This window comes from Vescimonas sanitatis (assembly GCF_049060325.1).
Classification (GTDB): domain Bacteria; phylum Bacillota; class Clostridia; order Oscillospirales; family Oscillospiraceae; genus Vescimonas; species Vescimonas sanitatis.
Genome location: NZ_JBMGPW010000008.1, coordinates 182,141 through 207,808 on the forward strand (window position 1 = coordinate 182,141; position 25,668 = coordinate 207,808).

23 protein-coding genes are annotated in these 25,668 nt (G+C 62.4%); 14 read left to right on the forward strand and 9 right to left on the reverse strand.

What is annotated here, in order from left to right; genetic code table 11:
• The first annotated feature begins 124 nt into the window (after positions 1–124).
• The 6 genes from ACOMDU_RS10680 to ACOMDU_RS10705 all read left to right on the forward strand — a co-directional run bounded on the left by ACOMDU_RS10680 (position 125) and on the right by ACOMDU_RS10705 (position 5,502).
• The gene (locus tag ACOMDU_RS10680; RefSeq protein WP_421130293.1) at positions 125–817 is read left to right on the forward strand and encodes an AzlC family ABC transporter permease; all 693 of its coding nucleotides are present in this window, start codon (positions 125–127) and stop codon (positions 815–817) included.
• The gene (locus ACOMDU_RS10685) at positions 808–1,140 is read left to right on the forward strand and encodes a branched-chain amino acid transporter permease (protein WP_022136062.1); all 333 of its coding nucleotides are present in this window, start codon (positions 808–810) and stop codon (positions 1,138–1,140) included. Before ACOMDU_RS10680 ends, ACOMDU_RS10685 begins: the two co-directional genes overlap by 10 nt.
• A gap of 96 nt (positions 1,141–1,236) precedes the next feature.
• Entirely contained in the window at positions 1,237–2,259 is a 1,023-nt protein-coding gene (gene spoVAD / locus ACOMDU_RS10690) for a stage V sporulation protein AD (RefSeq protein ID WP_022136061.1), read from the forward strand.
• Positions 2,259–2,615 (forward strand): stage V sporulation protein AE, encoded by a 357-nt coding sequence (spoVAE, locus tag ACOMDU_RS10695; RefSeq protein WP_421130294.1) that lies wholly within the window; start codon positions 2,259–2,261, stop codon positions 2,613–2,615. Before spoVAD ends, spoVAE begins: the two co-directional genes overlap by 1 nt.
• A 64-nt stretch (positions 2,616–2,679) precedes the next feature.
• Positions 2,680–2,985: a metal-sensing transcriptional repressor gene (locus ACOMDU_RS10700; protein ID WP_421130295.1), complete on the forward strand. Its 306-nt coding sequence runs from the start codon at positions 2,680–2,682 to the stop codon at positions 2,983–2,985.
• Between the two features lie 12 nt (positions 2,986–2,997).
• A complete protein-coding gene (locus ACOMDU_RS10705) occupies positions 2,998–5,502 on the forward strand; it encodes a heavy metal translocating P-type ATPase (protein WP_421130296.1) in 2,505 nt (834 codons plus the stop codon).
• A gap of 48 nt (positions 5,503–5,550) precedes the next feature.
• On the opposite strand, the gene ACOMDU_RS10710 is transcribed toward ACOMDU_RS10705, so the two are convergent.
• Complete coding sequence (locus ACOMDU_RS10710; RefSeq protein WP_421130297.1) at positions 5,551–7,314, reverse strand: CvpA family protein; 1,764 nt, start codon at positions 7,312–7,314, stop codon at positions 5,551–5,553.
• 271 nt (positions 7,315–7,585) lie between these two features.
• On the opposite strand from ACOMDU_RS10710, the gene ACOMDU_RS10715 reads away from it, so the two are divergent.
• Genes ACOMDU_RS10715 through ACOMDU_RS10725 form a run of 3 tightly spaced genes read left to right on the forward strand, consistent with a single transcriptional unit; the run spans position 7,586 to position 11,083 of the window.
• Positions 7,586–8,035 carry a CtsR family transcriptional regulator gene (locus ACOMDU_RS10715; protein WP_421130298.1) on the forward strand — a complete coding sequence of 150 codons (450 nt, stop codon included), beginning with the start codon at positions 7,586–7,588 and terminating at the stop codon, positions 8,033–8,035.
• Between the two features lie 24 nt (positions 8,036–8,059).
• Positions 8,060–8,509 carry a UvrB/UvrC motif-containing protein gene (locus ACOMDU_RS10720; RefSeq protein WP_421130299.1) on the forward strand — a complete coding sequence of 150 codons (450 nt, stop codon included), beginning with the start codon at positions 8,060–8,062 and terminating at the stop codon, positions 8,507–8,509.
• Between the two features lie 48 nt (positions 8,510–8,557).
• On the forward strand, positions 8,558–11,083 hold the full coding sequence (locus ACOMDU_RS10725) for an ATP-dependent Clp protease ATP-binding subunit (protein ID WP_421130300.1): 2,526 nt from the start codon (positions 8,558–8,560) through the stop codon (positions 11,081–11,083).
• A gap of 78 nt (positions 11,084–11,161) precedes the next feature.
• On the opposite strand, the gene megL is transcribed toward ACOMDU_RS10725, so the two are convergent.
• Entirely contained in the window at positions 11,162–12,355 is a 1,194-nt protein-coding gene (gene megL / locus ACOMDU_RS10730; protein ID WP_421130301.1) for a methionine gamma-lyase, read from the reverse strand.
• Positions 12,356–12,758: 403 nt separating this feature from the next.
• Here megL and ACOMDU_RS10735 point away from each other — a divergent pair, with 403 nt between their 5' ends.
• Complete coding sequence (locus ACOMDU_RS10735) at positions 12,759–13,139, forward strand: RidA family protein (protein ID WP_022136052.1); 381 nt, start codon at positions 12,759–12,761, stop codon at positions 13,137–13,139.
• A 66-nt stretch (positions 13,140–13,205) separates the two neighbouring features.
• On the opposite strand, the gene ACOMDU_RS10740 is transcribed toward ACOMDU_RS10735, so the two are convergent.
• Entirely contained in the window at positions 13,206–13,412 is a 207-nt protein-coding gene (locus tag ACOMDU_RS10740) for a helix-turn-helix domain-containing protein (protein WP_421130302.1), read from the reverse strand.
• A gap of 136 nt (positions 13,413–13,548) precedes the next feature.
• On the opposite strand from ACOMDU_RS10740, the gene ACOMDU_RS10745 reads away from it, so the two are divergent.
• Positions 13,549–14,700, forward strand: a complete 1,152-nt coding sequence (locus tag ACOMDU_RS10745; protein WP_421130303.1) for a hypothetical protein — start codon at positions 13,549–13,551, stop codon at positions 14,698–14,700.
• A 114-nt stretch (positions 14,701–14,814) separates the two neighbouring features.
• Here ACOMDU_RS10745 and ACOMDU_RS10750 read toward each other — a convergent pair whose 3' ends face one another.
• Entirely contained in the window at positions 14,815–15,741 is a 927-nt protein-coding gene (locus ACOMDU_RS10750) for a LysR family transcriptional regulator (RefSeq protein WP_421130304.1), read from the reverse strand.
• Positions 15,742–15,885: 144 nt separating this feature from the next.
• Here ACOMDU_RS10750 and ACOMDU_RS10755 point away from each other — a divergent pair, with 144 nt between their 5' ends.
• The gene (locus ACOMDU_RS10755; RefSeq protein WP_421130305.1) at positions 15,886–16,566 is read left to right on the forward strand and encodes a hypothetical protein; all 681 of its coding nucleotides are present in this window, start codon (positions 15,886–15,888) and stop codon (positions 16,564–16,566) included.
• Between the two features lie 42 nt (positions 16,567–16,608).
• Here the strand turns inward: ACOMDU_RS10755 and ACOMDU_RS10760 are convergent, their stop codons facing one another.
• Positions 16,609–17,184 (reverse strand): uracil-DNA glycosylase, encoded by a 576-nt coding sequence (locus tag ACOMDU_RS10760; protein ID WP_421130306.1) that lies wholly within the window; start codon positions 17,182–17,184, stop codon positions 16,609–16,611.
• A gap of 33 nt (positions 17,185–17,217) precedes the next feature.
• Positions 17,218–18,159: an alpha/beta hydrolase gene (locus ACOMDU_RS10765; RefSeq protein ID WP_421130307.1), complete on the reverse strand. Its 942-nt coding sequence runs from the start codon at positions 18,157–18,159 to the stop codon at positions 17,218–17,220.
• Between the two features lie 82 nt (positions 18,160–18,241).
• Here ACOMDU_RS10765 and glpK point away from each other — a divergent pair, with 82 nt between their 5' ends.
• Together glpK and ACOMDU_RS10775 are read left to right on the forward strand one after the other, a co-directional pair.
• Positions 18,242–19,735 carry a glycerol kinase GlpK gene (gene glpK, locus ACOMDU_RS10770; protein ID WP_421130308.1) on the forward strand — a complete coding sequence of 498 codons (1,494 nt, stop codon included), beginning with the start codon at positions 18,242–18,244 and terminating at the stop codon, positions 19,733–19,735.
• Between the two features lie 146 nt (positions 19,736–19,881).
• Entirely contained in the window at positions 19,882–20,292 is a 411-nt protein-coding gene (locus ACOMDU_RS10775; RefSeq protein WP_421130309.1) for a zinc ribbon domain-containing protein, read from the forward strand.
• A gap of 82 nt (positions 20,293–20,374) precedes the next feature.
• Here ACOMDU_RS10775 and ACOMDU_RS10780 read toward each other — a convergent pair whose 3' ends face one another.
• From ACOMDU_RS10780 to ACOMDU_RS10790, 3 genes are all read right to left on the reverse strand, one after another.
• Positions 20,375–22,111, reverse strand: a complete 1,737-nt coding sequence (locus ACOMDU_RS10780) for a [FeFe] hydrogenase, group A (RefSeq protein WP_421130310.1) — start codon at positions 22,109–22,111, stop codon at positions 20,375–20,377.
• A complete protein-coding gene (locus ACOMDU_RS10785) occupies positions 22,105–23,940 on the reverse strand; it encodes an NAD(P)-binding protein (RefSeq protein WP_421130311.1) in 1,836 nt (611 codons plus the stop codon). Before ACOMDU_RS10785 ends, ACOMDU_RS10780 begins: the two co-directional genes overlap by 7 nt.
• A 258-nt stretch (positions 23,941–24,198) precedes the next feature.
• On the reverse strand, positions 24,199–25,656 hold the full coding sequence (locus ACOMDU_RS10790; RefSeq protein WP_421130312.1) for an MATE family efflux transporter: 1,458 nt from the start codon (positions 25,654–25,656) through the stop codon (positions 24,199–24,201).
• Positions 25,657–25,668 lie beyond the last annotated feature (12 nt).

The window sequence follows — 25,668 nt, forward strand, 5'->3', positions numbered from 1 at the left end:
CAACCAAAAGTCACAACAAGTTCCTGTATTATATACCATTTATTCGCTGTTTTCCAGTATTGCGGGAAAAAGAGTTTTACATTATAATGGCGCCGTTATCCCACGCTTCAAAGGATGTGATACCGTGCAGAACAGGAGCTTTGCCGCGGCGGTGAAGGCGGCGTTTCCCCATACCATCCCCATTATGACCGGCTATCTGGCCGTAGGCATGGCCTACGGCGTACTGATGGCCTCCAAGGGTTACGGCTTCCTATGGGCCGGCTTTGTCAGCGCCTTTGCCTTCTGCGGCAGTATGCAGTATGTGGCCATTACGCTGCTGACCACGGCCTTTGATCCCCTACAGGCCTTTGTGCTGAGCCTGATGGTCAACGCACGGCACCTGTTTTTCTCGCTGGCGCTGCTGCCCAAGTACCGGGGGCTGGGCAGGCTGCGGTATTTTATGATCTATACCCTCAGTGACGAGAACTTTTCCCTCTCCTCCTCGGTGGAGCCGCCGGAGGACACGGACCCCACGCTGTTCTACTTTGCCATGAGCTTCCTGACCTGGCTGTACTGGGTGGCGTTCTCCATGCTGGGTGGCCTGCTGGGCGGGCTGATCACCTTTGACATCACCGGCATCGACTTCGCCCTGACGGCGCTGTTCGTGGTGCTGTTCATCGAGCAGGTCATCAAGAAAGAGAACCGTGCCCCCGGCGCTGCCGGTCTGGTGTGCGCTGTGGCGGGTCTGGCCGTTTTCGGCGCGGACAACATGGTCATCCCGGCCATGGTGCTGACCCTGGCGGTCCTGCTGCTGGGAAGGAGGAAGCTATGCGCCTAGACACGATACATTCCCTGATCATCGTGGCGATGGTGGCGCTGGCCACCCAGATCACCCGATGGACGCCGTTCCTGCTGTTCTCTGGGGACAAGAAGCTGCCAAAGGTGGTGGAGGACCTGGGCAGGCTGCTGCCGCCGGCCATGATGGGCCTGCTGGTGGTATACAGCCTGCGCAGCACCGACCTTCTGGGCGGCAGCCACGGTATTCCGGAGGCCATCGCCGTGGCGGTGACAGCCGGGCTGCACCTGTGGCGGCGGAACACGCTGCTGTCCATCCTGGCGGGCACCGCCTGCTATATGCTGCTGGTACAACTGGTGTTTTGAAGATCTGTGAAAGCGCCGTCCCGCGGGACGGCGCTTTCATATTTTTCCGTAAATGGTGCACACTACGGCCAATGCTATGTTTGCGAGGTGCGTATCATGGACGTAAAACGCTTGAGCCGGCAGACCTGCCGGTTTTTGCAGCCGCCGGGAGTGGTCAGCTTTGCGGCGGTGGCGGGAAAGCTGGAGGGCGAGGGGCCGCTGGGCGGCTGCTTCGACGCTGTGGGGACGGACGCCTTCTGTGGGAAAAAGACCTGGGAACAGGGCGAGGCACAGATGCAGGCGGATGCCCTGCGTCTGGCCCTGCAAAAGGGCGGGTTGGCGGCGGAGGACGTGGACTGCGCCTTCGCCGGGGATCTGCTGAACCAGAACATTGGGGCCACGTTTGCCCTGCGGGATTTCAATATTCCCTTCTATGGGGTATATGGGGCCTGCTCTACTATGGGGGAGACACTGTCGCTGGCCGCTATGGCCGTGGCCTCCGGCGCGGTCCGTATGGCGGCGGCGCAGACCTCCTCCCACTTCTGCACGGCGGAGAGGCAGTATCGGATGCCTCTGCCCTACGGCAGCCAGCGTTCTCCTACTGCCCAGTGGACGGCCACGGCGGCGGGGTGCTGCATTCTGGGGGCCCAGGCGGAGGGACCGTATATCACCCATGTGACCCGGGGACGCATCGTGGATCTGGGCGTGACGGACATGACCAACATGGGCGCGGCCATGGCACCGGCGGCCTTCGACACCCTGCAGGCGGTGTTCCGGGACACCGGCACCGTACCCGGGGACTATGACCTGATCCTCACCGGCGACCTGGGCGATGTGGGCAGCCGCATCGTGCTGGAGCTGTTCGCCCGGGAAGGCGTGACGCTGGAGAATTACACCGACTGCGGACTGGTGCTCTATGACCGGAAGAGACAGGATATGCACGCCGGCGGCAGCGGATGCGGCTGCTCTGCGGCGGTGCTCTGCGGTTATCTGCTGCCGGAGATGCGCCGGGGCCGGTGGCGGCGGGTGCTGTTCGCCCCCACCGGGGCGCTGCTGAGCCCCACCAGTTCATTTCAAGGGGAGAGCATACCGGGCATCTGCCACGCGGTGGTGCTGGACCGGACGAAGGAGGATGCGTGATGGAGTATCTCAATGCCTTTCTCTGCGGCGGGCTGCTGTGCGCCGTGGGCCAGATCATTCTGGACAAGACAAGCCTGACCCCGGCCCGTATTCTGACGGGCTATGTGGTGGCAGGTGTGCTGCTGCAGGCTGTGGGTGTGTATCAGTATATCGTGGACTGGGGCGGCGCCGGGGCCACCGTGCCGCTGACGGGCTTTGGCTATTCGCTGGCAAAGGGCGTGGCCAAAGCGGTGGCGGAGGACGGCTTGCTGGGTGTGCTCACCGGCGGATTGACCGCCACCTCCGGCGGCATCGCCGCGGCGGTAGTGTTTTCCCTGTTGGCGGCACTGCTGGTGCGGCCCAAAGAAAAACGTTGACAAATACCCGGTGGGGGTATATAATGCGACCGTGATCAAAAATACCCCCAGGAGGTATACGACTGTGGAAAATACTTGTTGCTGCTGCCAGGGAAAGACCAAGCACCGCACACCAGAGGAGCAGAAAAAACTCCTGAACCGCCTGTGCCGCATTGAAGGGCAGGTGCGGGGCCTGCAGGAGATGCTGCAGAAGGACGCCTACTGTCCCGACATTCTGATACAAGTATCCGCCGTGGGCGCGGCACTGAACAGCTTTAGTAAAGAGCTGCTGGCTACCCACATCCGCACCTGCGTGGCGGATGGTATCCGACAGGGGGACGACGAGGTCATCGACGAGCTGGTGACCACGCTGCAAAAGCTGATGAAATAAGGAGATGGCAGTATGACAGAGAAATTCGTCATCACCGGCATGACCTGCGCCGCCTGCGCCGCCCATGTGGAAAGGGCCGCGGCTTCGGTGCCCGGCGTACACAGCGCGTCGGTAAATCTGATGCTGGGCTCCCTGGTGTGCGACAGGGACGAAAATGTGGATCCCGCCGCCATTGTGGCCGCCGTGACGGCGGCGGGCTACGGCGCGGCGCCGGAGAGTGAGGCCCGGCGGGACCTGCACGCGGAGCAGGACGCCGCGGTAAAGGCCATGGGCCGCCGGCTGCTGTGGTCGGTGGTGTGTCTGGTGCCGCTGTTTTACCTGAGCATGGGGCACATGATGGGGCTGCCGGTGCCTATGTTCATGCACACGCGGCCCCTGCTGTCGGCCTTTGTGCTGCTGGCGCTGACGGTGCCTATCCTGATCCTGAACCGCAGTTATTTCACCGTGGGATTTTCCCGGCTGTTCAAGGGCGCGCCCAATATGGACTCGCTGGTGGCGCTGGGCGCGGCGGCGGGGCTGGTGTACAGCCTGATCGAGATGGGCCTGCTGGCGGCGGGAAAGGTCACGGGTATGCCGGACCTGTACTTCGAGTCGGCGGGTATGATATTGGCGCTGGTGACGGTGGGTAAGTACCTGGAGGAGCGCTCCAAGGGCAAGACGACCGGGGCCATCACCGCCCTGCTGGCGCTGGCGCCGGAGTCCGCCGTGGTGCGCCGGGACGGCAAGGAGGTCACCGTCCCCACCGAGGACATCAAGGCCGGCGAGACGGTCATCGTCCGGCAGGGGGGGCGTATCCCCGTGGATGGCACCGTGACGGCGGGCAGCGGCACCGTGGACGAGTCCGCCCTTACCGGCGAGAGTATGCCGGTGGAGAAGACTGTGGGCGGCAAGGCGGTGTCCGCCACCATCCTCACCGGCGGCTATCTGGAGCTGACGGCGGACCGGGTAGGTGCGGATACCACTCTGTCCCAGATCATTCAGCTGATGGAGCAGGCCGCCAGCGGCAAGGCACCTATCAGCCGTCTGGCGGATAAGATCAGTGCCGTGTTCGTGCCGGTGGTCATTTCCATCGCGCTGCTGGCGGCTATCCTGTGGGTTGCGGTGGGCGGCATGGGTGTGCGCTTCTGCCTGTCCATCGCCATCGCCGTGCTGGTGATCTCCTGCCCCTGCGCCCTGGGCCTGGCCACGCCGGTGGCCATCACTGTGGCTACGGGCAAGGCGGCGGAGCAGGGTATTCTGGTAAAGTCCGCCGCCAGCCTGGAGCTGATGGGCCGGGTGGACGCGGTGGTGCTGGACAAGACCGGCACCGTCACCGAGGGTAAGCCCCGGGTGACGGATGTGCTGTGCGCCGGCGGCATGGACGAGGACACGCTGCTGTCCGCCGCCGCGTCGCTGGAAAAGCCCTCCGAGCATCCGCTGGCCGGGGCCATTGTGGCCGAGGCGGAAAAGCGCGGACTGGCCCTGCGGCCGGTGTCCGACTTTGCCGCCGTGGCCGGCGGCGGTGTTGCCGCCCGGGCGGAAGGTACATTACTGCTGGCGGGCAACGAGGCCTTTATGGAGGCATCCGCAGTGGCCGTCAGCGAGGAGATGAAATCCGGTGCGGCCAGACTGGCGGAGGACGGTAAAACGCCGCTGTTTATCGCCGCAGGTACATCGCTGCTGGGGGTCATCGCCGTGGCGGACGTGGTCAAGGCGGACAGCGCCGCCGCCATCGCCGCCCTGCGGGAGATGGGCTGCGACGTGGTGCTGCTCACCGGCGACAACCAGCGCACGGCGGACGCCATTGCCCGGCAGGTGGGCGTCAGCCGGGTCATCGCCCAGGTGCTGCCCCAGGACAAGGCCCGGGTGGTGCAGGAATTGCAGGCCGAGGGCAAGAGGGTGGCCATGGTGGGCGACGGCATCAACGATGCCCCGGCGCTGGTGACGGCGGATGTGGGCCTGGCCATCGGCGCAGGCACGGATGTGGCCATCGAGTCGGCGGACATCGTGCTGATGAAGAGCAGCCTTATGGATATCGCCGACGCGGCAGCCCTGTCCCGGGCCACCCTGCGGAATATCCGTCAGAACCTGTTTTGGGCGTTCTTCTATAATTCTGTGGGCATCCCGGTGGCGGCGGGTGTGCTGTACCCGGCCTTTGGGATCACCCTGAACCCCATGATCGCCGCCGCGGCCATGAGCCTGAGCAGCGTGTGCGTGGTCAGCAACGCCCTGCGTCTGCGGGGCTGGAGGGGCCGCAGACGGGAGGAAACGCCGACTGCAAAAGAGCCACAGCTGGTGCAAAATATAAATAATAACGAAAGCAGTAAGGAGGATACCGCTATGAAAAAGACCATCACCATCAAGGGCATGATGTGTGCCCACTGCGTCTCCCACGTGGAGAAGGCGCTGACCGCCTTGGGCGTACAGGCGGACGTGGATCTGGCGTCCGGGACCGCCGTGGTCACCGGCAACGCCAGTGACGAGGCGCTGAAGAAGGCTGTCACCGACGCCGGTTACGAGGTCGTGGAGATCAAGTGATGCAAAAAAGAGCACCCCCGCAAGGGGGGTGCTCTTTTTTATGCGCTTTTACGCGGCACCGTCAGTCTCGGTTTCCTCGACAACGGGAGCGGTCTGCGCGGCGGTGCGGGTGACGCTGTCGGCGGTGAGGATGGTGCCCTCGCCCTCAGCGTACCGAATGGCGACGCTGTCGCCTACATTGAAGATGACCACCTCCGGCTGCTGCGCGGCGGAGATGACGTAGTAGTGCTCGTCACCGGTCAGGTGCAGGTAGTAGAGGGTATTGCCGTCCACCACGGCGGAGCGGATATCCTCCAGCACACCGGTGACTTCGTTCTGGCCCGTCAGGGGCAGATCGGCGTCATCGGCGGATACCAGACCTTTCTCCGCCAGGATGCGGCGGTAGTTGGCCTCACACTGGGCCACCGTGTCGCCGGTGGCCACGATCTGGTACTGGCTGACGTTGACCATGGCGTACATCTTCACCAGCTCGGCGGCGTCCTTCAGCGCCATGAAATACGTGGGCTGGTCGGAGATATTCAGCAGCAGGGGGAAGGTGGCGGTGTATTTCATCTGTTGGACCTGCCCCTGGGCGCTGTCCATGGCGGAGTACTCCTTGGCGCCGGCCACCAGATAGAACCGCGTCTCCTTGGTGCGCTGGTTGGAGAGAATGAAGCCGATGTTGGACTCGTCGGACACCACGGAGGTGACGCCGGTGTACATATACACGTCGTCACCGATGGCGATGTAGTTATAGCCCTCGGTGGTGACGGTCACGTCCCGCTGGCCGAACAGGGAATTGATGAAGCCGTTGACATACGCGCCGTGGTAGTCGTACTGCTGCATGATCAGCTCGGCGGTGTAGACGTGATCCACCCAGTTGGGCACGTCGCCGGTCTTGTAGTAGGCGCTCTCGCCGGTGACGGCGTTCACCAGCACGGCACCGATGATATCACGGCCGCCGAACAGGCCGATGGTGTGGCTGACACGGGGGCAGACCCACCACGGGTCGCCGTTCTCGTCGATCTCAAAGGCCGGCTCGTCGAACATATAGGTGGGGTAGTGGAAGCGCAGATGGCGGTACAGGTTGCGGCTGAAGTGCTCGGCGGTGGTGTAGTGGATGCCCTCGTCCAGACGGATGACCTCCACGTTCTGAGTCACCATGTCGATAAGCAGATAGGCGGGCAGGCCGTCGGCGCGGTTGTTCAGCCATTTGATGATATCGCCGTAGCGCAGGGGCGTGACGCGGACAGGGCGGCCCTGGTAGTTGATCTGGGTGTAGTCGTCGGCCACCTCGAACTGGGAGACCATGTCCGCCAGCTCACCCAATTTGCGGTTGCCCAGCTTTGTGGCGGAGTTGGCATCCAGCATGGGGATCTGGTCATAGCTGATCTCCTCCACCTCCGCGGCAAAGTCGCCGTCGGTAACGGTCAGCAGGTCGCGGTAGTCCCCGGCGCGGAACAGCTGCCAGCCGATCACCGCGCCCACCAGTGCCGTGACGATCAGCGCGGCGGCCGCAATGAGTGGCACGGTGCACTGTTTTTTCAAAAAGGTGAAGTAGCCCTTGGCACCGGTGCCCTGAAAACCGGAGGTCAGTATGGCACAGCCGCCGTACACGGCGCACACCAGCAGTACGAAGATGTAGAAATCCTCACTTTTCAGACTGATGGGCGGCAGGACGATGTAGAAATACACGGCGGCGAACACCAATGTGACGGCGATGTTCAGCAGCGTGCGGCCCAGGGGCGTGCCCACGGCTTTGCGTTCCTTTTTCGGGCGGGGCTGGCGGCCGAAGCCCTGAAAGTTGGGGTCGTTCCAATTTGTATTCTTCATAGACGGTTCCTTTCTCTGTTGATATGCCTGTTGGTACTATTATAACCGATGTAGCTTCGTTTGTATAGCAACTTCAGGTTGCAAACGGCAAAATTGCCGCAGAGAGATGCATTTGGCTGTTCACAAATTGTTTACAATAAAAGTCAAAGAAAGTCAAATTACCATATTGACAAAGTAGGAAAGGCGGTGTAATATATGCTCAAGGTCAAAGAAAGGCAAAGTCAAATGAGCCGAGCTTGACCGAGAGATGCAAACGAAAGGCGGCGAGGATTTGGGTATTTCCGATATTATCGCTGGATTTATCCAGCAGGAGTTAGACCAGGCGGGCGGTGCGCTGGAGCTACAGCGAGCCGACCTGGCGCAGCGGTTCAACTGCGTGCCCAGCCAGATCAACTACGTGATGTCCACCCGGTTCTCGCCGGAGCATGGCTACATCGTGGAGTCCCGGCGGGGCGGCGGCGGCTACATCCGCATCACGCGGGTGCAGGTGGACCGCCAGACGCTGCTGATGCACGTTATCAACAGCATCGGCGACAGGCTGGACGCGGCCAGCGCACGGGCGATCGCCCAGAACCTGGTCCAGTCCGAGGCCATCAGCCGGGAGCTGGGACAGGCGTTGCTGTCCGCCACCGGCAGCCGGGCTCTGCAGAGTGCCTCTCCGGAGAGCCGGGATGCCCTGCGGGCTGACATATACAAGCAAGTTTTGATCCATTCCGTCTGATGACGGCGTAAGGAGGTTATGATTATGAAGTGTGATCGCTGTGGAAAGAACGAAGCGACGTTCCATTATAAGACCAATATCAACGGCAGAGTGACCGAGGCGCACCTCTGCCCCGACTGTGCCCGGGCCATGGGCTATGCCGGTTCCATGTCCGGCCGCATGAGCAGCTGGTTCGACGATGACTGGTTCGACCGTCCGTTCCGTATGCTGGAGCCGTTTTTCGGCGGCTTCGGCAGCCGGATGCTGACGGAGTTCCCTCAGCCGGTGGACGTGCTGGAGCAGGCGCAGAGCGCCGGCCCGGAGAGCAGCGCCGCCGAGGAGCTGCTGCCGAAGGACGAGGCTATGTCTCTGGCGCTGGAGCGTAGGCGCAACGCGCTGGAGACGCAGCTGCACAACGCGGTGGCGGAGGAGCGTTATGAGGACGCCGCCCGCCTGCGTGATGAGCTGAAGGCTCTGGGCGGCAAGGCGTCCTGACGCCGTTCCGCTATGTTAAAATAACAAATCGAAAGGAAGTGTTCCTTTATGTCTGAGAATAAATTTACCCCCCGTGCAGAGGAAGTTCTGCGTTTGAGCCAGGAGGCTGCCGAGGATCTGGGCCACGGCTATGTTGGCTCCGAGCATCTGCTGTTGGGCCTGATCCGTGAGGAGGAGGGCATCGCCCACCGCGTGCTCAGTGAGTTCGGCGTCACCGATGAAATGGTCTGCTCCGTGCTGCAGCGCAGCGTGGGCAAGGGCGTTTCCGGCGCCGCGCCCAGTCAGGGCCTGACGCCCCGCGCCAAGAGCGTGGTGGAGCTGGCTGTGTCCGAGGCGTCCCGCATGGGCAGCGGCGCCATCGGCACCGCCCATCTGCTGATGGGCCTGCTCCGTGAGGGCGGCAACATGGGCCTGCGTATCCTGCGTACCGTGGGCGTGGACCCCAATAAGATGTACAGCGCTGTGCTGAAGAAGCTCAACGATATGCCCCGGGCTGCCGCTGGCGGTGCCTCTGCCCCTAACCGCGAGGCGGACAAGAAGAACAAGACGCTGGCCGAGTACACCCGCGATCTGACCGAGGCCGCCCGCAGCGGCAAGCTGGACCCCGTTATCGGCCGCGATACCGAGATACAGCGGGTCATCCAGATTTTGTCCCGCCGCAGTAAGAACAACCCCGTACTCATCGGTGAGCCCGGCGTAGGCAAGACTGCCATCGCCGAGGGACTGGCCGAGCGCATTGCCGCCGGCGATGTGCCCGAGGAGCTGCTGGACAAGCGCATCCTGTCGCTGGACCTCAGCGGCATGGTGGCCGGAACCAAGTACCGCGGCGAGTTCGAGGAGCGCATCAAGAACACCCTGAATGAGGTGAAGAAAGACGGCAACGTCATCCTGTTCATCGACGAGCTGCACACCATCGTGGGCGCAGGCTCCGCCGAGGGCGCCGTGGACGCCGCCAACATCCTGAAGCCCGCCCTGAGCCGCGGCGAGATCCGCGTTATCGGCGCCACCACCCTGAACGAGTACCGCAAGTACATCGAGAAGGATGCCGCGCTGGAGCGCCGGTTCCAGCCCGTCACCGTGGGCGAGCCCACCCCCGAGGCCACGCTGGAGATCCTGAAGGGCCTGCGCGACCGCTATGAGGCGCACCACAAGCTGACCATCACCGACGAGGCGCTGGACGCTGCGGTGCAGCTGTCCAAGCGGTACATCGGCGATCGGTTCCTGCCGGATAAGGCCATCGACCTGATGGATGAGGCTGCCTCGCAGGTCCGCATGACCGCCGAGAGCTCCTCTCCGGACCTGAAGGCCCTGGAGGAGAAGATCACCGCCCTGCACCGGGAGAAGAACGATGCCATCGCCGCCCAGGACTTCGAGAAGGCCGCGCAGCTGCGCGATATCGAGAAGGACTACCAGGAGCAGGTGGACATCGAGCGCGACAAGTGGCGCAAGAGCCTGTCCCAGAACCGGGGCACCGTCACCGCGGACGACATCGCCAAGGTGGTGGCCGGCTGGACCGGTATTCCCGTCACCCGCCTGACCGAGGATGAGTCCATGCGCCTGCTGAAGCTGGAGGAGAAGCTCCACCAGCGTGTGGTGGGGCAGGACGATGCCGTGACCGCCGTGGCCAAGGCCATTCGCCGCAGCCGTGTGGGTCTGAAGGACCCCAAGCGGCCCATCGGCTCCTTCCTGTTCCTGGGCCCCACCGGCGTGGGCAAGACTGAACTGTGCAAGACCCTGGCGGAGTCCATGTTCGGCGACGAGAACGCCATGGTGCGTATCGATATGTCCGAGTACATGGAGAAGCACACGGTGTCCCGCCTGATCGGCTCGCCTCCCGGCTATGTGGGCCACGAGGAGGGCGGCCAGCTGACTGAGAAGGTGCGCCGTAAGCCCTATTCCGTGGTGCTGTTCGATGAGATCGAGAAGGCCCACGAGGATGTGTGGAACATCCTACTGCAGATCCTGGAGGACGGCGTCGTCACCGATTCCCAGGGCCGCCGGGTGGACTTCAAGAATACCGTCATCGTCATGACATCCAACGTGGGCGCCCGGAACATCACCGATGCCGCCGCCAAGCTGGGCTTTGACGGCGACGAAAAGGGCGGGAAGGAAACTGAGGAGGCTCGCTTCGCCCGTATCCGCGAGGCGGTCATGACCGACCTGAAGCACACCTTCCGCCCTGAGTTCCTGAACCGTATCGATGAGATCATCGTGTTCCGTCAGCTGACCCAGGAGAACATCGTGGAGATCGCCCGCCGTATGCTCACCGTTACCGGCAAGCGCATGGCGCAGCAGGGGATCACCCTGATCTCCGACGATGACGCCGTGGCCGAGTTGGCCCGTGACGGCTTTGATCCCCAGTACGGTGCCCGTCCTCTGCGCCGGGCCATCCAGAACCAGGTGGAGGATGCCGTAGCGGAGTTGATGCTGGAGGGTAAGCTGAAGTCCGGCGATACCGCCCATGTCCGTCTACGGGACGACAAGGTGGTCATCGACAGCGAGGCGGTTCCTGCTGAAGCTGCGCCTGCGGCGACAGCGCCCGCCGAGACGGCCGCTATCCCTGCGGAGAAGTAAACAAAAAGGAACGCCCTTGGGCCATGGCCCAAGGGCGTTCCTTTTTTGTCCTATTGCTTCTTCGCGCGGAGAGAAGGTTTACAGGGTGTCCAGCGCCTGCTTCAGGTCGGCGATGAGGTCCTCGGCGTTCTCCAGACCCACGGACAGACGGATCAGGCCGGCGGCGATGCCGGAGGCGGCCAGTTCCTCCTCGGTGTAGGTGGAGTGCGTCATGGAGGCGGGGTGCTCGATCAGCGTCTCGGCGTCGCCCAGAGACACAGCCACCGTCACCAGGTGCAGGGCGTTCACCAGCTTCACGCCGGCGGCACGGCCCCCCTTGACCTCGAAGGACAGCATACCGCCGAAGTCACGCATCTGGCGGCGGGCGATGTCATGGCCGGGATGGTCGATCAGGCCGGGATAGTAGACCTTCTCCACGGCGGGGTGGTCATACAGGAATTCCGCCACGGCCTTGGCGTTGGCGCAGTGCTTCTGCATACGGATCTCCAGGGTCTTCAGGCCGCGGAGGATCAGGAAGGCGCAGAAGGGATCCATCACTGCGCCGGTCATATCCTTCAGGCCGAACATACGTACCTCATTGCAGAATTCGGCGGAGCCCACCACAAAGCCCGCGATCACGTCGCCGTGGCCGTTCAGGTACTTGGTGGCGGAGTGCACCACCACGTCTGCGCCCAGCTCCAGCGGCCGCTGGAGGTACGGGGAAGCGAAGGTGTTGTCGCAGATGACCTTGATGTCCTTGTTGTAGCCGTGGGCCAGTGCCGCCACGGCAGAGATGTCCGCGATCTTCAGGTTGGGGTTGGCGGGCGTCTCCAGATACACCGCACAGGTGTTGGGCTTCAGCGCCTTGCGCACGGCATCCAGGTCGGAGGTGTCCACAAAGCTGACCTCCACGCCGTAGCGGGTCATGCCGTGGTTCAGAAGGGCGAAGGTGCAGCCGTACAGGGTGCCGTCGGCCACGATATGCTTGCCGGCGCCGGCTACGGTCCACAGCGCGGAGGAGATGGCGCCCATGCCGGAGGCGGCGGCCACGCAGGCCTCACCGCTTTCCAGGGCAGCGACCTTGGCCTCCAGCACCGAGGTGGTGGGGTTGGACAGGCGGGTGTAGATATAGCCCGCTTCTTCACCGGCGAAGCGGCGCCCGCCCTGCTCACAGCTGTCAAATACGAAGGTGGAGGTCTGGAAAATAGGGGTGGTCAGTGCGCCGTACTGGGTGTCCTTCACGTTTCCGGCGTGAATGGCTTTTGTACCGAAGCCGCAATCCTTGTTCTGCATGGGTCGTCCTCCTTGCACTATAATGTAACAATAAAGTGTACAGGACCATACGGCCCTTTGCCATAAGGGTAACATATCTGAACCCGACGGTGGTAACGGCAAAATGCGCCAGCTCGCTATCAATTGGAATTGTAGCTAAAACAGATAATTTCGGAATATATTTTTGTGCAGAATGCTGTATTGCGGGGAAATCGCAAAAAGTTTTAGCGGAAATTAGACATCGTGCCGAAAAATACAGCAAAATGGCGGCGGATTTTTGTCGGGGAACATGATAAATGAAACAGATAACGATGGGCGCGATTTGCGGGAAACGGTTGCCATTTCCGCCGGAATGTGGTATAAGAGAGACAGAGAGTGCGCCCGGTGTCCGCCGGGTACATGCAGCTTACAGGAGGTCATCACCATGAAGAAGATCATTGCCACCACCAATGCCCCCGCCGCCATCGGTCCCTATTCCCAGGCCATCGACTGCGGCAGTTTCCTGGTCACGTCCGGCCAGGTGCCCTTTGACCCGGCTACCGGCGAGTTCGTCCCCGGCGGCATTACCGAGCAGACCCGTCAGGTACTCACCAACATCAAGGCCATCCTTGAAGCCGCCGGTCTGACCATGGACAATGTGGTCAAGACCACCGTATTCCTGCAGAGCATGGGCGACTTCGCCGCCATGAACGCGGTCTACGCTGAGTTCTTCACCGAGGGGCAGTACCCTGCCCGCAGCGCCGTGGAGGTCGGTGCGCTGCCCCGGGGCGCACTGGTGGAGATCGAAACCATCTGCGTGAAGTAAGCAAAGATCTCCGCCGATATAAAACGGCAAAAATAAAGCGAGGAAGTCCGGCAGGGCTTCCTCGCTTTATTTTTCGTAGCGTATCAGGTCGGCGGCGGTGCAGTCCAGGGCAGAGCATATCTTTTCCAGCACGTAGCTGTCGTAGCGGACGACCTTGTTCTTATAGTAGTTGTCGATGATGGGGTAGCGGATGCCGGTGCGCTTGGCCAGCTCGTAGCGGCTGATACTGCGCCGGGTCAGTACCTCGTCCAGCGTCAGGTAGACCTTGCCCATGATACACCTCCTGAGATATTCTGCTATACATTTTATAAAGTGTATATGGGCTTGACAATTTATTCATTGGAGTATATATTTATATAAGGATATAACGAAATATCCAAAAAATGCCAAAAATAAGAGGAGGGCATTTATGAAAAAGTTGTTGGCGACTATCCTGGCGCTGGTCATGGCCATCGGCGTCACCACCACCGCCTGGGCGGATGATGAGGGAACTACTGCGAATATCGCAAAAATCGGCGAGACCGGGTATGCTACGCTGGCGGATGCTATCGCGGCGGCGCAAGCGGACGAGACCATCGTGCTGCAGGCGAATGCTGCGATAAATTCCAACACTCAGATCACGAAGAATGTGTCCATCGATTTGAACGGCAAAACCGTGACCGTGACGACTGTTGGCAGTCAGAACGCTTTTGAAGTCCAGAATGGGGCTACGTTTACCATTAAGGACAGCGGGACTGGCGGAAAGCTTGACTTGGGCAAGTTTGGCATTATGCTGATGAACTCGAAACTCAAGATCGAGGGCGGCGAGATCAAAGTGAGTCCGGCTAACCCCGGCGCAGGTGTTGTTGTGGCAGCTATCGGAGACTCTGAGGTTACTATGACTGGCGGTAAGGTAGTTGCGACGAACACGGCCTGCTTCAATGCCGGCTATTTTGGTACGCAGACCTTCAATATTTCTGGCGGTACGCTGGAGAGTAAGGGCGCTTCTACCGCATTGATGGGTATTAGCAACAATTACGGTGGCCATACGGAAATGACCATCAGCGGCGATACGCAGGTGGTGATGAAGGATGCTGCGGGCAATGCTGGCAGCTTGGTTTCTGATGCGACGGACACCGATGTGATCAAAGTTGTTGGAGGCACCTCCGATAGCGATATTACGGCCTATACAGAAGCGACTGCGCCTGTTGTTTTGACGGGTGATGGTACATATCACATTGGAACGACTGCGGCAAACGCGGCTGTGCGTAATGCAGCAAGTGGTGAGACGGTTACCGTTGTTAAGGGCAATGCAGCTTTGACTGAGGTTCCTGCGGGTGTGGTGGTCGTTCCCAATCAGGGTACTACCGTGACAGTCAATGGCGTGCCCGTGACCGGTGACTCCTACACCGTTCCCCAGCCGCCCCGCTACTACTACAACTCCACCACTACTACCACCGACACCAAGACCGACGGCACCAAGGGCAGCCCCAAGACCTTCGACGCCGGTATGGGCATCTATGCAGTCAGCGCTCTGCTGAGTGTCACCGGTATGGCCTGCGTGGGCAGGAAAAAGTTCTGATCTGCTCTCGACGGCGGTGCGCTGCCCCGGGGCGCACTGGTGGAGATCGAAACCATCTGCGTGAAGTAAAGAATCCGGCAAATAAAGAGAGCCGCCCCTTAGGGGCGGCTCTCTTTATGCCTCCTGGTTCAATTCCGAGACGATATCCTTCAGAATGGCGATGAACTTCTCGCCGTAGTCCGTCAGCGGTACGTCCCGGGGCCGTATGACCCCAAGGCGCATATCCGGCACGTCGCCGATCAGCGGCAGCGTCATCAGCCGGTCGTCGCCGTAGCCGTCCGGCAGTACGCCGCTGCCGGTGGAAACGCAGTCCGTGTGGGCCATGACATTGTAGGCCGTGGCGCGGTCGCTGACGGACACTACCCGGTCAAACTCCGCGCCGGTGCCCACCACCGCCTCCTCGGCGAAGTGGTAGTTGCTGTCCGACTGGGTAAATACCGCGTAGGGGTAGGCATACAGCTGCTCCAGCCGCACGGCGCGTTCGCCGGACAGGGGGTGGCCCTTCCGCAGAAACACCCGGGGGCGGATGTCCACCAAAGGCTGGAACGTCAGGTTCTTCTCCCGCAGGATACGGCCGATGAAATGCTCTGTCATGTCCGACACGAAGATGATGCCGACGGCGCTGCGCCGCGCCGTCACCTCGTCGATGACCGCTGCCATCTCCATCTCCTTGAAGCTCACCTGGATATGCGGCTCGTCCAGCAGGTGCAGGAACTCCACGAATGCCTTGGCGCAGAAGGGATAGCGCTGTGATGCCACCGACAGGGATACCCGGTCGGCAGCCCGGCGCTCACTGTAATAGCGCTCCAGCTTCCGGCTGCGCTCCACCAGCGGTGCGATCTGCGCCGTCAGCTCCCGGCCCTCCTCCGTCAGCGTCACGCCCCGGTTGGTCCGCAGAAAGATGGTCACGCCCAGCTCCCGTTCCACCTCGGCGATGGCCGCCGACAGGGCCGACTGAGACAGAAACAGGTTCCGCGCCGCCCGGTTCATGGACCCGCAGCGGTCCACCTCCAATATGTAGCTCATTTGCAGCAATGTCATCGCGCCGCGCCCCTTTCCCACCGTTTCTTGCCTTTACTATACCAAAAACCGCGCCCCCTGTAAATAGAATTGACAGATATACGGCCCATCGTGTATAATCGCCGGTGATATACCGTATATATTGCTCTATATAGGAGGCGTACTATGAAACGAGTTATCACCGTCCTGTTGGCGGTCCTGCTGGTCCTGTCACTGGCGGCCTGCGGCAGCGGGGTCGAGACAAAGAAGCTGGCGGGCACCTGGACGTGTACGATCGATGTGACTGACCGCATGAACGCGGCGGCGGAGCAGGCACTGGGCCTGTCCGCGGCGGACGGCGCGGCGAAGATGCCGCTGCAGCTGGTCCTCACCGTGACCGAGGACGGCGCCTATACCCTCCGCTACGACAGCGACGCCGCCCGCACGGCGTTGGATGCCTATGCCGCGGCGCTGCACCCGGCGGCGGTGGAGAGCGTCTATGCCGCCGCGGAGGAGCAGGGCCTCTCCCGTGAGGAATACGACGCGGCCATGGAGAAGGCCGGCATCACCATGGACGATATGGTGGCGGCCATTTTCGCCGGGGTGGACGAGGAGGAACTGCTCTCCCTGCTCACCGGCCGCAGCGCCGCGCTCACCGGCTATTGCAGGGCGGAGAGCGGACAGCTGTACCTGGCGGATACCGCCGCCGAACTGGCCGAGACGGCGGACTGCCTGAGCTATACCCTTTCCGATGGGACCATGACCTGGACCGACGCGCAGGGCGAGCTCAGCAGCCAGCTGACGGAACAGGAGCAGGAGCTGCTCCGCGTGCCCCTGACTTGGACAAAACAGGAGGAGAGTAAATAAAAAAGAGCGCCCGCAGGGCGCTCTTTTCCTTTGCCTCATGTCTCAAAAATCCAGCTCCGTGCGGGTGCAGACCTCCTTGATCTTGGCCTGCAGGCGTTTCAGATCCTCGAAAGTCTCCGGTTTTTTCCGGGGGTCCCGCAGCAGGGCGGCGGGGTGATACAGCGCCATCATCAGGCAGCCGTCCTTCTCAAAGAACTGGCCGTGCTCCTGGCTGATCTTAAAGTCCGGGCGGATGATCTCCATGGCGCTGACACGGCCCAGACACACGATGATCTTGGGCTGCATCAATGCCCGCTGCCGCTGGAGGTAGCCCTTGCAGGCGTCCTTCTCCGTGTTCATGGGATCCCGGTTCTCCGGCGGGCGGCACTTAACGGAGTTGGTGATATACAGGCGGCTGCGGTCCAGCCCGATCATCTTCAGCATATCGTCCAGCAGCTTGCCGCCCCGGCCCACGAAGGGCTCGCCCTGCTTGTCCTCGTTAGCGCCGGGGGCTTCGCCGATGATCATGATCTCCGCATCCTCCCGGCCCACGCCGAAGACCACGTTGGTGCGCGTTTCCGCCAGTGTACAGGCGTGACAGTGCAGACATTCCTGCCGCAGGGCTTCCCACTCGGTCATAGTCGTTTCTCCTTTATCTCTCCGCGAACGGGCTTACTTTTCCAATCTGGACAGCAGCCACGCTTCAATGTTCTTCGTAATATCCGCAGTGTATGCCTTTTCGTTGAGTATCTCATGCCGCAGGCCCGGATACAGCTTTAGTGTGCAGTCCCGCATACCGGCAGCCCGGAAGGCGTCATAGGTCTGGCGCACGCCCTTGCCGCAATTGCCCACCGGGTCCTTGTCACCAGCTACGAACAGCACCGGCATTTCCCTGTCCATCTGCCGCAGATGGCTCTGCCGCTGGTTGAAGCGTATGCCGTGCAGCATCTGGCGGAACAGGCCCACCGTGGCGTCCGCGCCGCAGAGGGGGTCGGCGATGTAGTCGTCCACGTTGCTCTCGTCGGCGGAGAGCCAGTCCACCTTCGTGCGGTTGGGGGCGAACAGCTTGTTGTAGCTGCCGAAGGCCAACTCCGTCACCAGCTCGCTGGTGGCGTTCTCGCCGCTGACGGCGGCGATGGCATTGGCCAGCGCCAGCCCGCCGGTGATGGCTGCCCGGGGCTGCCAGCCGGTGCCCATGATGACCGCCGCCTTCACCGTGCCGGGATAGCGGATCAGGTATGTCCGGGTCAGGAAGGAGCCCATGCTGTGGCCCATGATGCACAGCGGCACATCAGGATAGCGCTGCTTCAGCCGTTGATGCAGCACGTAGATGTCATCCACTACCGTGTTCCAGGTGTTGCCGTCGCCGAAATAGACGGGGGTGCCGCCCTCCGGCAGCGACTTGCCGTGGCCCAGGTGGTCGTGCCCGGCCACGACGATGCCCTGTTCGTTCAGCGCCCGGGCAAAGCCGTCGTACCGGGCGATATGCTCGGCCACGCCGTGACAGATCTGCAGTACAGCGCGGACGGCCACGCCCTCCGGCTCCCACAGCATCCCGTGGAGCTGGGTCTTGCCGTCGCTGGACAGAAACGTGAATTCACTCAAATTTGTCATGGTGTATCCGCTCCTTTCATGGTATAATTCTTATCATCATACAGTGTACCACAAAAATCCGGAAATGAAAAGAGGGTTCGCCATGTCGCAGTACATATTGGCACTGGACCAGGGTACCACCAGCTCCCGTGCTATCGCCTTTGACCGGTCGGGAAATATCGCCGCCCTAAGCCAGCAGTCCCTGCCCCAGCACTATCCCCAGGCGGGGTGGGTGGAGCACGACCCCCTGGAGATATGGGACACCCAGCGCCGCGCCGCGGCGGAGGTCATCGCCCGGCTGCCGGAGGGCAGCGTGGCAGGCATCGGCGTCACCAACCAACGGGAGACGACAATCCTCTGGGATAAGGCCACCGGTGAACCGGTGTACAACGCCATCGTCTGGCAGTGCCGCCGGACGGCGGAGCTGTGTGAGGAGCTGAAGCGCCGGGGGCTGGAGGAGCGCATCCGCTCGGCCACGGGGCTGCTGATCGACGCCTACTTCTCCGGCAGCAAGATCCGCTGGATACTGGACAATGTGCCCGGCGTCCGCCGCCGGGCCGAACGGGGCGAGGTGCTGTTCGGTACCGTGGAGAGCTGGTTGATCTGGAAGCTCACCGGCCGGCATGTCACCGACTACGCCAACGCCAGCCGCACCATGCTTTTTGATATCCACCGCCTGGCCTGGGATGAGGAGCTGTGCGGCATTCTGGGGGTCCCTACGGCCATGCTGCCGCAGCCCGTGCCCAACAGCGCCGTCTACGGCACGGTGCAGCCCGGTATCCCGGGGCTGGAGTCCCTGGCGGGCGTCCCGGTCTGCGGCGCGGCGGGCGATCAGCAGTCCGCCCTGTTCGGGCAGACCTGCTTCGCCCCCGGCGAAGCCAAGAACACCTACGGCACCGGCTGCTTCACCCTGATGAACGTGGGCGAAAAGCCTGTGCGCTCCCGCGCCGGACTGTTGACCTCCGTGGCCTGGCAGGTGGACGGAAAGACCACCTATGCCCTGGAGGGCAGTGTGTTCAACGCCGGCAGCACCATCCAGTGGCTGCGGGATGAGCTGGGTATCATTTCCTCGGCGCCGGAGATCGACGTGCTGGCCGCCACAGTGCCGGACAGCGGCGGCGTGGTGGTGGTACCGGCCTTCACGGGCCTGGGTGCGCCTTACTGGGATATGTACGCCCGGGGCGCGATCCTGGGCGTCACCCGGGGCACAGGACGGGCGCACATCGCCCGGGCGGTGCTCAGCTGTATCGCTGCCCAGGTCACAGACCTGATGCTGGCCATGCGCCAGGATGCCGGCTGCGATATTGCCCTTCTGCGGGCGGACGGCGGGGCCAGTGTTTCTGATGTGCTGCTGCAAATGCAGGCAGATCTGCTGCGTATCCCTGTGGATCGGCCGGAGATGGTGGAGACCACCGCCTTCGGCGCGGCGGCGCTGGCGGGGCTGAGCTGCGGCTTCTGGCGGGATATGGACGAGATCGCCGCCCTGCGCCGCAGCCAGAGGATGTTCCTGCCGGAGCGCCCACAGGCGGACTGCGACGCCTATTACCGTCTGTGGAAACGGGCTGTTTCCCGGGCCGCTGACTGGATAGAGCATTAAGTAAACAGTGTGTAAATTTCGCCATATAGCGCTTGCAACCGCTGAAAAAACGCGCTATACTGGCGTCAACAGGAATATATGCCGTGCACTGTCCCGCGTGTGTACGCGGCGGGAGAGCCGGGAGATATGGAAAGGAGCTATTATCTATGGGTATTCTCAATGACATCAGCAAGAAGGCGCAGGAGTACGCCGGCATCGCCGTGGACAAGGCCAAGGACCTGGCCGAAGTGGCCGCGGACAAGGCCCAGACCCTCAGTGACACCGCCAAGACCAATATGGCTATTATGAACGAGCAGCGCGAGCTGGAGAAGAACTACCGCGCCATCGGCGAGTGGTTCGTGGCGGAGCACCAGAGCGACGTCCCCGACGCCGTCAAGGACGTGGTGGCTGCCGTCAACGCCAGCAAGGAGCGTATCGCCCAGCTGGAGGCCAGCAAGCCCCAGAAGGACGAGCCGGCGGTGGACGAGTCCGAGGTGACCTTCAAGGTCTGCCCCGTCTGCGGCGCCGCCAGCGACAGCAAGTTCTGCCCTCACTGCGGCGCGCCTATGGGTGAGTAAAATACAGAAAAAAGAGGACCGCCGCCGGCGGTCCTCTTTTGCAAGCGCTTCATAAAAAGGAAGGCCCGCGAGGGCCTTCCTTTTACTTTTCGTTGGGCATCTTCCAGCCGTTGTGGTCGGTGTGCAGCAGATGGTGGGACTTTTCGCCCAGCGGAGCTTTCAGGAATTCCCGGTACAGCGCCTGCACGTCCTTGTTCCGGTGGGAGAACCGCACCTTGGCACTCTTGTCGATGCTCCACAGGATATCGCCGCGATATGCCGCCAGCTCCTGCCCGTCGTGTATGGGCTGCCCGCCGCCGCCGGCGCACCCGCCGGGACAGGCCATCACCTCAACGAAGTCGTAATCCACATCGCCCTCGTCGATGGCGTGCATCAGCTTACGGGTGTTGCCCAGTCCGCTGACCACTGCCACGCGGACGTTGCCCGCGCCGGGGATGGTGAATACGGCCTCCTTCCAGCTGTCCATACCGCGTACGGCGGAGAAGGCGTCCGGCTTCGGTTCCTTGCCGGTAATGAGATAGTACGCGCTCCGCAGAGCCGCGTCCATCACGCCGCCGGTGGCGCCAAAGACCACCGCCGCGCCGGTGCCGGTACCCAGCGGACTGTCAAAGGGTGTTTCCGGCAGCACCGCGGGATTGATCTGTTCGCCCCGCAGCATCCGCACGATCTCGCGGGTGGTCAGCACCACGTCCACGTCCGGGTCGCCCTGCTCGTCCTTCATGGTGGGCAGCGCACACTCCGCCTTCTTGGCGGTGCAGGGCATGATGGACACCACAAACAGCTTCTTGGGGTCCACGCCGATCTTCTGGGCAAAGTAACTCTTGGCGACGGCACCGAACATCTGCTGGGGGCTCTTGGCGGTGGACAGGTTTTCCGTATATGACGGGAATTGTCCCTTCAGGAACCGCACCCAGCCGGGACAGCAGCTGGTGAACATGGGCCAGTGGTATTTGTTCCGGTGGGTAAAGCGCTCGATGAACTCACTGCCCTCCTCCATGATGGTCAGGTCGGCGGCGAAGTCTGTGTCGAATACATAGTCGAAGCCCATGGTCTTCAGCGCCGTCACCATGCGCTCCGCTGTGGCAAACTTGGGGTCCAGATGATAAAACTCCGCCCAGGCCGCCCGCACCGCCGGTGCGACCTGCACCACGGTGATCCGGTCCTTGTTCGCCAGCGCGTCGAACACCTTGCCGGTGTCGTCGTGCTCCTGCAGACCGCCCACGGGACAGTGGGTGATGCACTGGCCGCAGAAGGTGCAGTCGCTCTCGCCCAGGGTCCTGGTGTGGGCCACGCCCACGGTGGTACGAGTACCGGTGCCCATCAGGTCCCAGATGCCCATGCCCTGGATCTTTTCGCATACCTGGATGCACCGCATACACTTCACGCAGCGGTTTTCGATACGCACCACCGGATTGGAGTAGTCCGTGGGGATGTTCTTCAGGTCGTCGATATAGTGGTCGCCCAGCAGGTTATAGTCGTTGGTCAGCTGCTGGAGCTTGCAGTTGCCACTGCGGGTGCACTTGGTGCACTTCGTCTCATGCTGGCTCAGCAGCAGCCGCAGATTGACTCGCCGGGCCTCGCGGACGCGGGGCGAGCTGGTGTACACCACCATGCCCTCGCTAACAGCGCTGTCGCAGGAGGGCACCAGCCGTGCATAGCCCTCCACCTCCACCATGCAGATGCGGCACGCGCCGATCTCGTTGATGTCTTTCAGATAGCACAGGGTGGGGATGCTGATCCGCAGGGTCTGGGCCGCCTCCAGAATGGTGGTGCCCTCCGGCACCGATACGGTCCGCCCGTCGATGGTCAGAGTTACCATTTCTCATTCCTCCCTCCCCGGAAAATGCCGTAGCCGTAGTGATCGCACCGCAGGCAGCGGGACGCCTCGGTCCGCGCGCCCTCCTCGGTGAGCCCACACTCGATATCCTCAAAGTCGCACCGGCGCTCGCAGGCCTCGCGCTCTGTGGTGTTTATTCGGCCGTGGGGCGCGCGGTTGTTCAGCCGCGGTGCTGGGATGTCCAGCTCCACCTTGATCTCATGCCGGAAGCCCAGGTGCTCGTCGATGTTGGCTGCCGCCACCTTGCCGGCGGCAATGGCGCGGATAGCGGTGGCCGGCCCGGTGACGCAGTCACCACCGGCGAATACGTTATCCATGTCGCCCACTTGGCCAGACAGTCCCGCTACGAACGTGCCGCGCTTGATGGGTACGCCCGCCTGCTCGAAGCCCTGGATCTCGATGCCCTGGCCGATGGCCACCACGATGATATCCGCCGGGATGCGCACCTCCGGCAGGTCGGCCTTGTTGGGCCGGGGCCGCCCGGACTTATCCGCCTCGCCGATGATCTGGGGCTGCACCCACAGCGCGGCGGCATTGCCGTCCTCGTCGGCCTCGATGTGGGAGGGGGCCATCAGGGCGGCAATCTCCGCGCCCTCGGCCATAGCGCCCGTTACCTCATCCGGCAGAGCGGTCATGTCCTCGATGCGGCGGCGGTACACGCACGTCACCTTTTCCGCCCCTAGGCGGATAGAACTGCGGGTCACGTCCATAGCCACGTTGCCGCCGCCGATGACCACCACCCGCTTGCCGGTGAAGTCCGGCATCACGTCGTCACCTATGGAGCGCAGCATCTCCACCGCGGACATCACGTTCTTGCTGTCCTCGCCGGGGATGCCCACTTTCTTGTCCTGATGGGCGCCGATGGCGATATACAGGCAGTCGTATTCCTTTTGCAGCTCCTCCACCCACAGGTCGACGCCCACGGTGACGTCTGTGTGCGCCTCGATGCCCAGCGACAGGATGGACTCGATCTCCGCGTCCAGCAGGTGCCGGGGGAAGCGATAGCTGGGGATGCCGTAGCGCAGCATGCCGCCCAGCTTGTGCCGCTCCTCAAATACCGTGACCTTGTGACCCATCAGGGCCAGGTAATAGGCGCAGCTGAGTCCGCTGGGGCCGCCACCGATGACCGCCACCTTCTTGCCGGTGGAGGCTGCGCAGGCGGGCTGCGGCACGTCTCCGGCAGTGTCCACGGCGTAGCGCTTCAGGCCGCGGATATTGATGGCGTCATCGATCATATTCCGGCGGCACCGCGCCTCGCAGGGGTGCTCGCAGATATAGGCGCAGGCCACAGGGAAGGGGTTGTCCTTACGGATCAGCCGCACCGCATCGGCGCAGCGTCCCTCGCCTATCAGGGCCATATAGCCGGGTACGTCCACACCGGCGGGACACAGGGCCACGCAGGGCACCGGCAGCTGCAAGCCCGCCAGACAGCGGTGGTGCAGGATGTGTTCCTCGTAGTCATCCCGGAAGCCCTCCAGCCCGTCCAGCACCAGTCGGGCGGCGTCGCGCCCGATGGCGCAGTCGGCGGTGTTCACCACGGTCCGCGCCGTTTTCTCGATAATGGCCAGGGTGCCCATGTCGGCGGTGCCGTCCAGCACGGTGGCGATGAGCTTGCTCAGCTGCCCCAGACCGATACGGCAGGGCACGCACTTGCCGCAGGACTGGGCGTGGCACAGCTGCAAAAACGACAGGGACATATCCACCGGACAGAGGCCCGGAGGACTGGCGGCGATGCGGCGCTCCACGTCCCGGTAGAGATTATCCACCACGGTCTGGGCGCGGCTTGGGTTCTTGATGTCGAGTCTGCTCAAGGGGGTCACTCCTTCCGTCTGCACTGCGCGGAAGCGTGTCCGCGCGGCGCTTGGAAATTATAAGTTAAACAAAAGAATGACACAAAATCCACCAAAAGTCAACATAAGAAAAAAGATTGTTTTCATAAGAGGAAATTATCGTAAATTGCCTGGTTTTTAACGTTATTTGTGCAGCAAACGGTCCAATTTGATTGGCTGTTTTTTCCTAAAACGAAAAAATCCCCGGCACACTGTGCCGGGGATGAGAGAGGGTGGCTGTCACATACGGCTGTGCCGCAAGTACCGGTAGTCGCTCTTGATGATGTTGCGGAAGAAGGGCACGCACAGCACCGTATCCGCCGCGATCCACGCCATGGGGTCGGCGGCGCAGAGGGCGTAGAAGGCCATGGCCGGTGCATCGGCGCTGACGGCGCCGCCGGCAAACAGCCCCGGCAGCACCAGACACACGGTGATACGCGCCACCAGCTCTGCCGCGCCTGCGCCCAGCACGAAGCCGCTGCGCCCAATGCCCTGCACGCAGTTGCGCACCACAAAGACGAAGCCCAGAAACAGGTACATGGAGAAGTCCACATACAGCAGCGAGTTGCCGTAGCGCACCGCGTCCGGCGTCACCTTGTCGGCGCTGAGGAACACATGGTAGCAGAAGTCGCCCCTTGTCAGCAGCAGACCCGTGCCCGCCGCCAGAATCGCCAGAATGGACACCATGCCCAGCGCTTGCAGCGTGCCCCGGCGAATGCGGTCGTACTGACCTGCGCCCAGATTCTGCGCCGTGAAGCTGGTCATGGCGCCGCCCAGCGCGTTCATGGGCGTGGCCACCAGATTGAACAGCCGGTTGGCCGCGCCAAAGCCGTTCTGCGCCGCGTTGGACACCATCACGCCGTCCCGCATGTCGAACTTCACCACGCCGCCCTGCATGACGATGATGCCCACCGCCAGCACGGAGAACTGCAGGCCAAGGGGAATGCCGCGGACCAGGTGCCGCTTCACGTCCATGAGGGTGATGCGCCAGTCCTCCCGGTGCAGACGCAGCACCGGATAGCGCACAAAGGCGTAGATAAAGCAGCCGATGGTGCTGACCAGCTGCGCCAGCACCGTGGCGCCGGCCGCACCGGCCACGCCCCAGCGGAAGGACAGGATGAACAGCAGGTCCAGCCCCACGTTCAGCACCGTGGAGAACAGCAGGAACAGCAGCGGTGTCACGGAATCGCCCATGGCGCGCAGGAAGGAGCAGATGAAGTTGTAAAACAGCTGCGCGCCGATACCGGCGAAGATGATGGCGCAGTAGGTGTACGCCGCGGTGTATACCTCGTGGTTGTCCGGCGTCACGTTGATCCACGCCAGCATGGGATCCAGCAGCACCAGCGCCAGGGCCGTCAGTGCCACCGTCAGCGCCGCCGACAGAAGGATCTGCGTGGCCAGAGAGCGGCGCACGCCCCGTTCGTCGTGCATGCCCACATAGTAGGACGTGATGACGCAGAAGCCCGCGCTGACGCCGAAGGCGAACTGCAAAAAGATGAACACCAGAGAATTGGTATCGTTGACGCCGGCCACCTCGGCGGCGGTAAGCGTCTGACCAACGATGGCCGCGTCGCTGATGGAGTACACCTGCTGCAAAAGGTAGGACAGGATCACCGGCAGAGAAAACAGGAGGATCACCTTCCAGCACGGCCCCTGGGTCAAGTCGATGGGCTCCCTTCTTTTATGTGCTGTTTTCACAGAAATCGCTCC

Coding starts and splice junctions, on each gene's coding strand:
- ACOMDU_RS10685 (WP_022136062.1), top strand. CDS start 808: ATGCGCCTAGACACGATACATTCCCTGATCATCGTGGCGATGGTGGCG.
- spoVAD (WP_022136061.1), top strand. CDS start 1,237: ATGGACGTAAAACGCTTGAGCCGGCAGACCTGCCGGTTTTTGCAGCCG.
- spoVAE (WP_421130294.1), top strand. CDS start 2,259: ATGGAGTATCTCAATGCCTTTCTCTGCGGCGGGCTGCTGTGCGCCGTG.
- ACOMDU_RS10705 (WP_421130296.1), top strand. CDS start 2,998: ATGACAGAGAAATTCGTCATCACCGGCATGACCTGCGCCGCCTGCGCC.
- ACOMDU_RS10710 (WP_421130297.1), bottom strand. CDS start 7,314: ATGAAGAATACAAATTGGAACGACCCCAACTTTCAGGGCTTCGGCCGC.
- ACOMDU_RS10720 (WP_421130299.1), top strand. CDS start 8,060: ATGAAGTGTGATCGCTGTGGAAAGAACGAAGCGACGTTCCATTATAAG.
- ACOMDU_RS10725 (WP_421130300.1), top strand. CDS start 8,558: ATGTCTGAGAATAAATTTACCCCCCGTGCAGAGGAAGTTCTGCGTTTG.
- megL (WP_421130301.1), bottom strand. CDS start 12,355: ATGCAGAACAAGGATTGCGGCTTCGGTACAAAAGCCATTCACGCCGGA.
- ACOMDU_RS10735 (WP_022136052.1), top strand. CDS start 12,759: ATGAAGAAGATCATTGCCACCACCAATGCCCCCGCCGCCATCGGTCCC.
- ACOMDU_RS10740 (WP_421130302.1), bottom strand. CDS start 13,412: ATGGGCAAGGTCTACCTGACGCTGGACGAGGTACTGACCCGGCGCAGT.
- ACOMDU_RS10745 (WP_421130303.1), top strand. CDS start 13,549: ATGAAAAAGTTGTTGGCGACTATCCTGGCGCTGGTCATGGCCATCGGC.
- ACOMDU_RS10750 (WP_421130304.1), bottom strand. CDS start 15,741: ATGACATTGCTGCAAATGAGCTACATATTGGAGGTGGACCGCTGCGGG.
- ACOMDU_RS10755 (WP_421130305.1), top strand. CDS start 15,886: ATGAAACGAGTTATCACCGTCCTGTTGGCGGTCCTGCTGGTCCTGTCA.
- ACOMDU_RS10760 (WP_421130306.1), bottom strand. CDS start 17,184: ATGACCGAGTGGGAAGCCCTGCGGCAGGAATGTCTGCACTGTCACGCC.
- ACOMDU_RS10765 (WP_421130307.1), bottom strand. CDS start 18,159: ATGACAAATTTGAGTGAATTCACGTTTCTGTCCAGCGACGGCAAGACC.
- glpK (WP_421130308.1), top strand. CDS start 18,242: ATGTCGCAGTACATATTGGCACTGGACCAGGGTACCACCAGCTCCCGT.
- ACOMDU_RS10775 (WP_421130309.1), top strand. CDS start 19,882: ATGGGTATTCTCAATGACATCAGCAAGAAGGCGCAGGAGTACGCCGGC.
- ACOMDU_RS10780 (WP_421130310.1), bottom strand. CDS start 22,111: ATGGTAACTCTGACCATCGACGGGCGGACCGTATCGGTGCCGGAGGGC.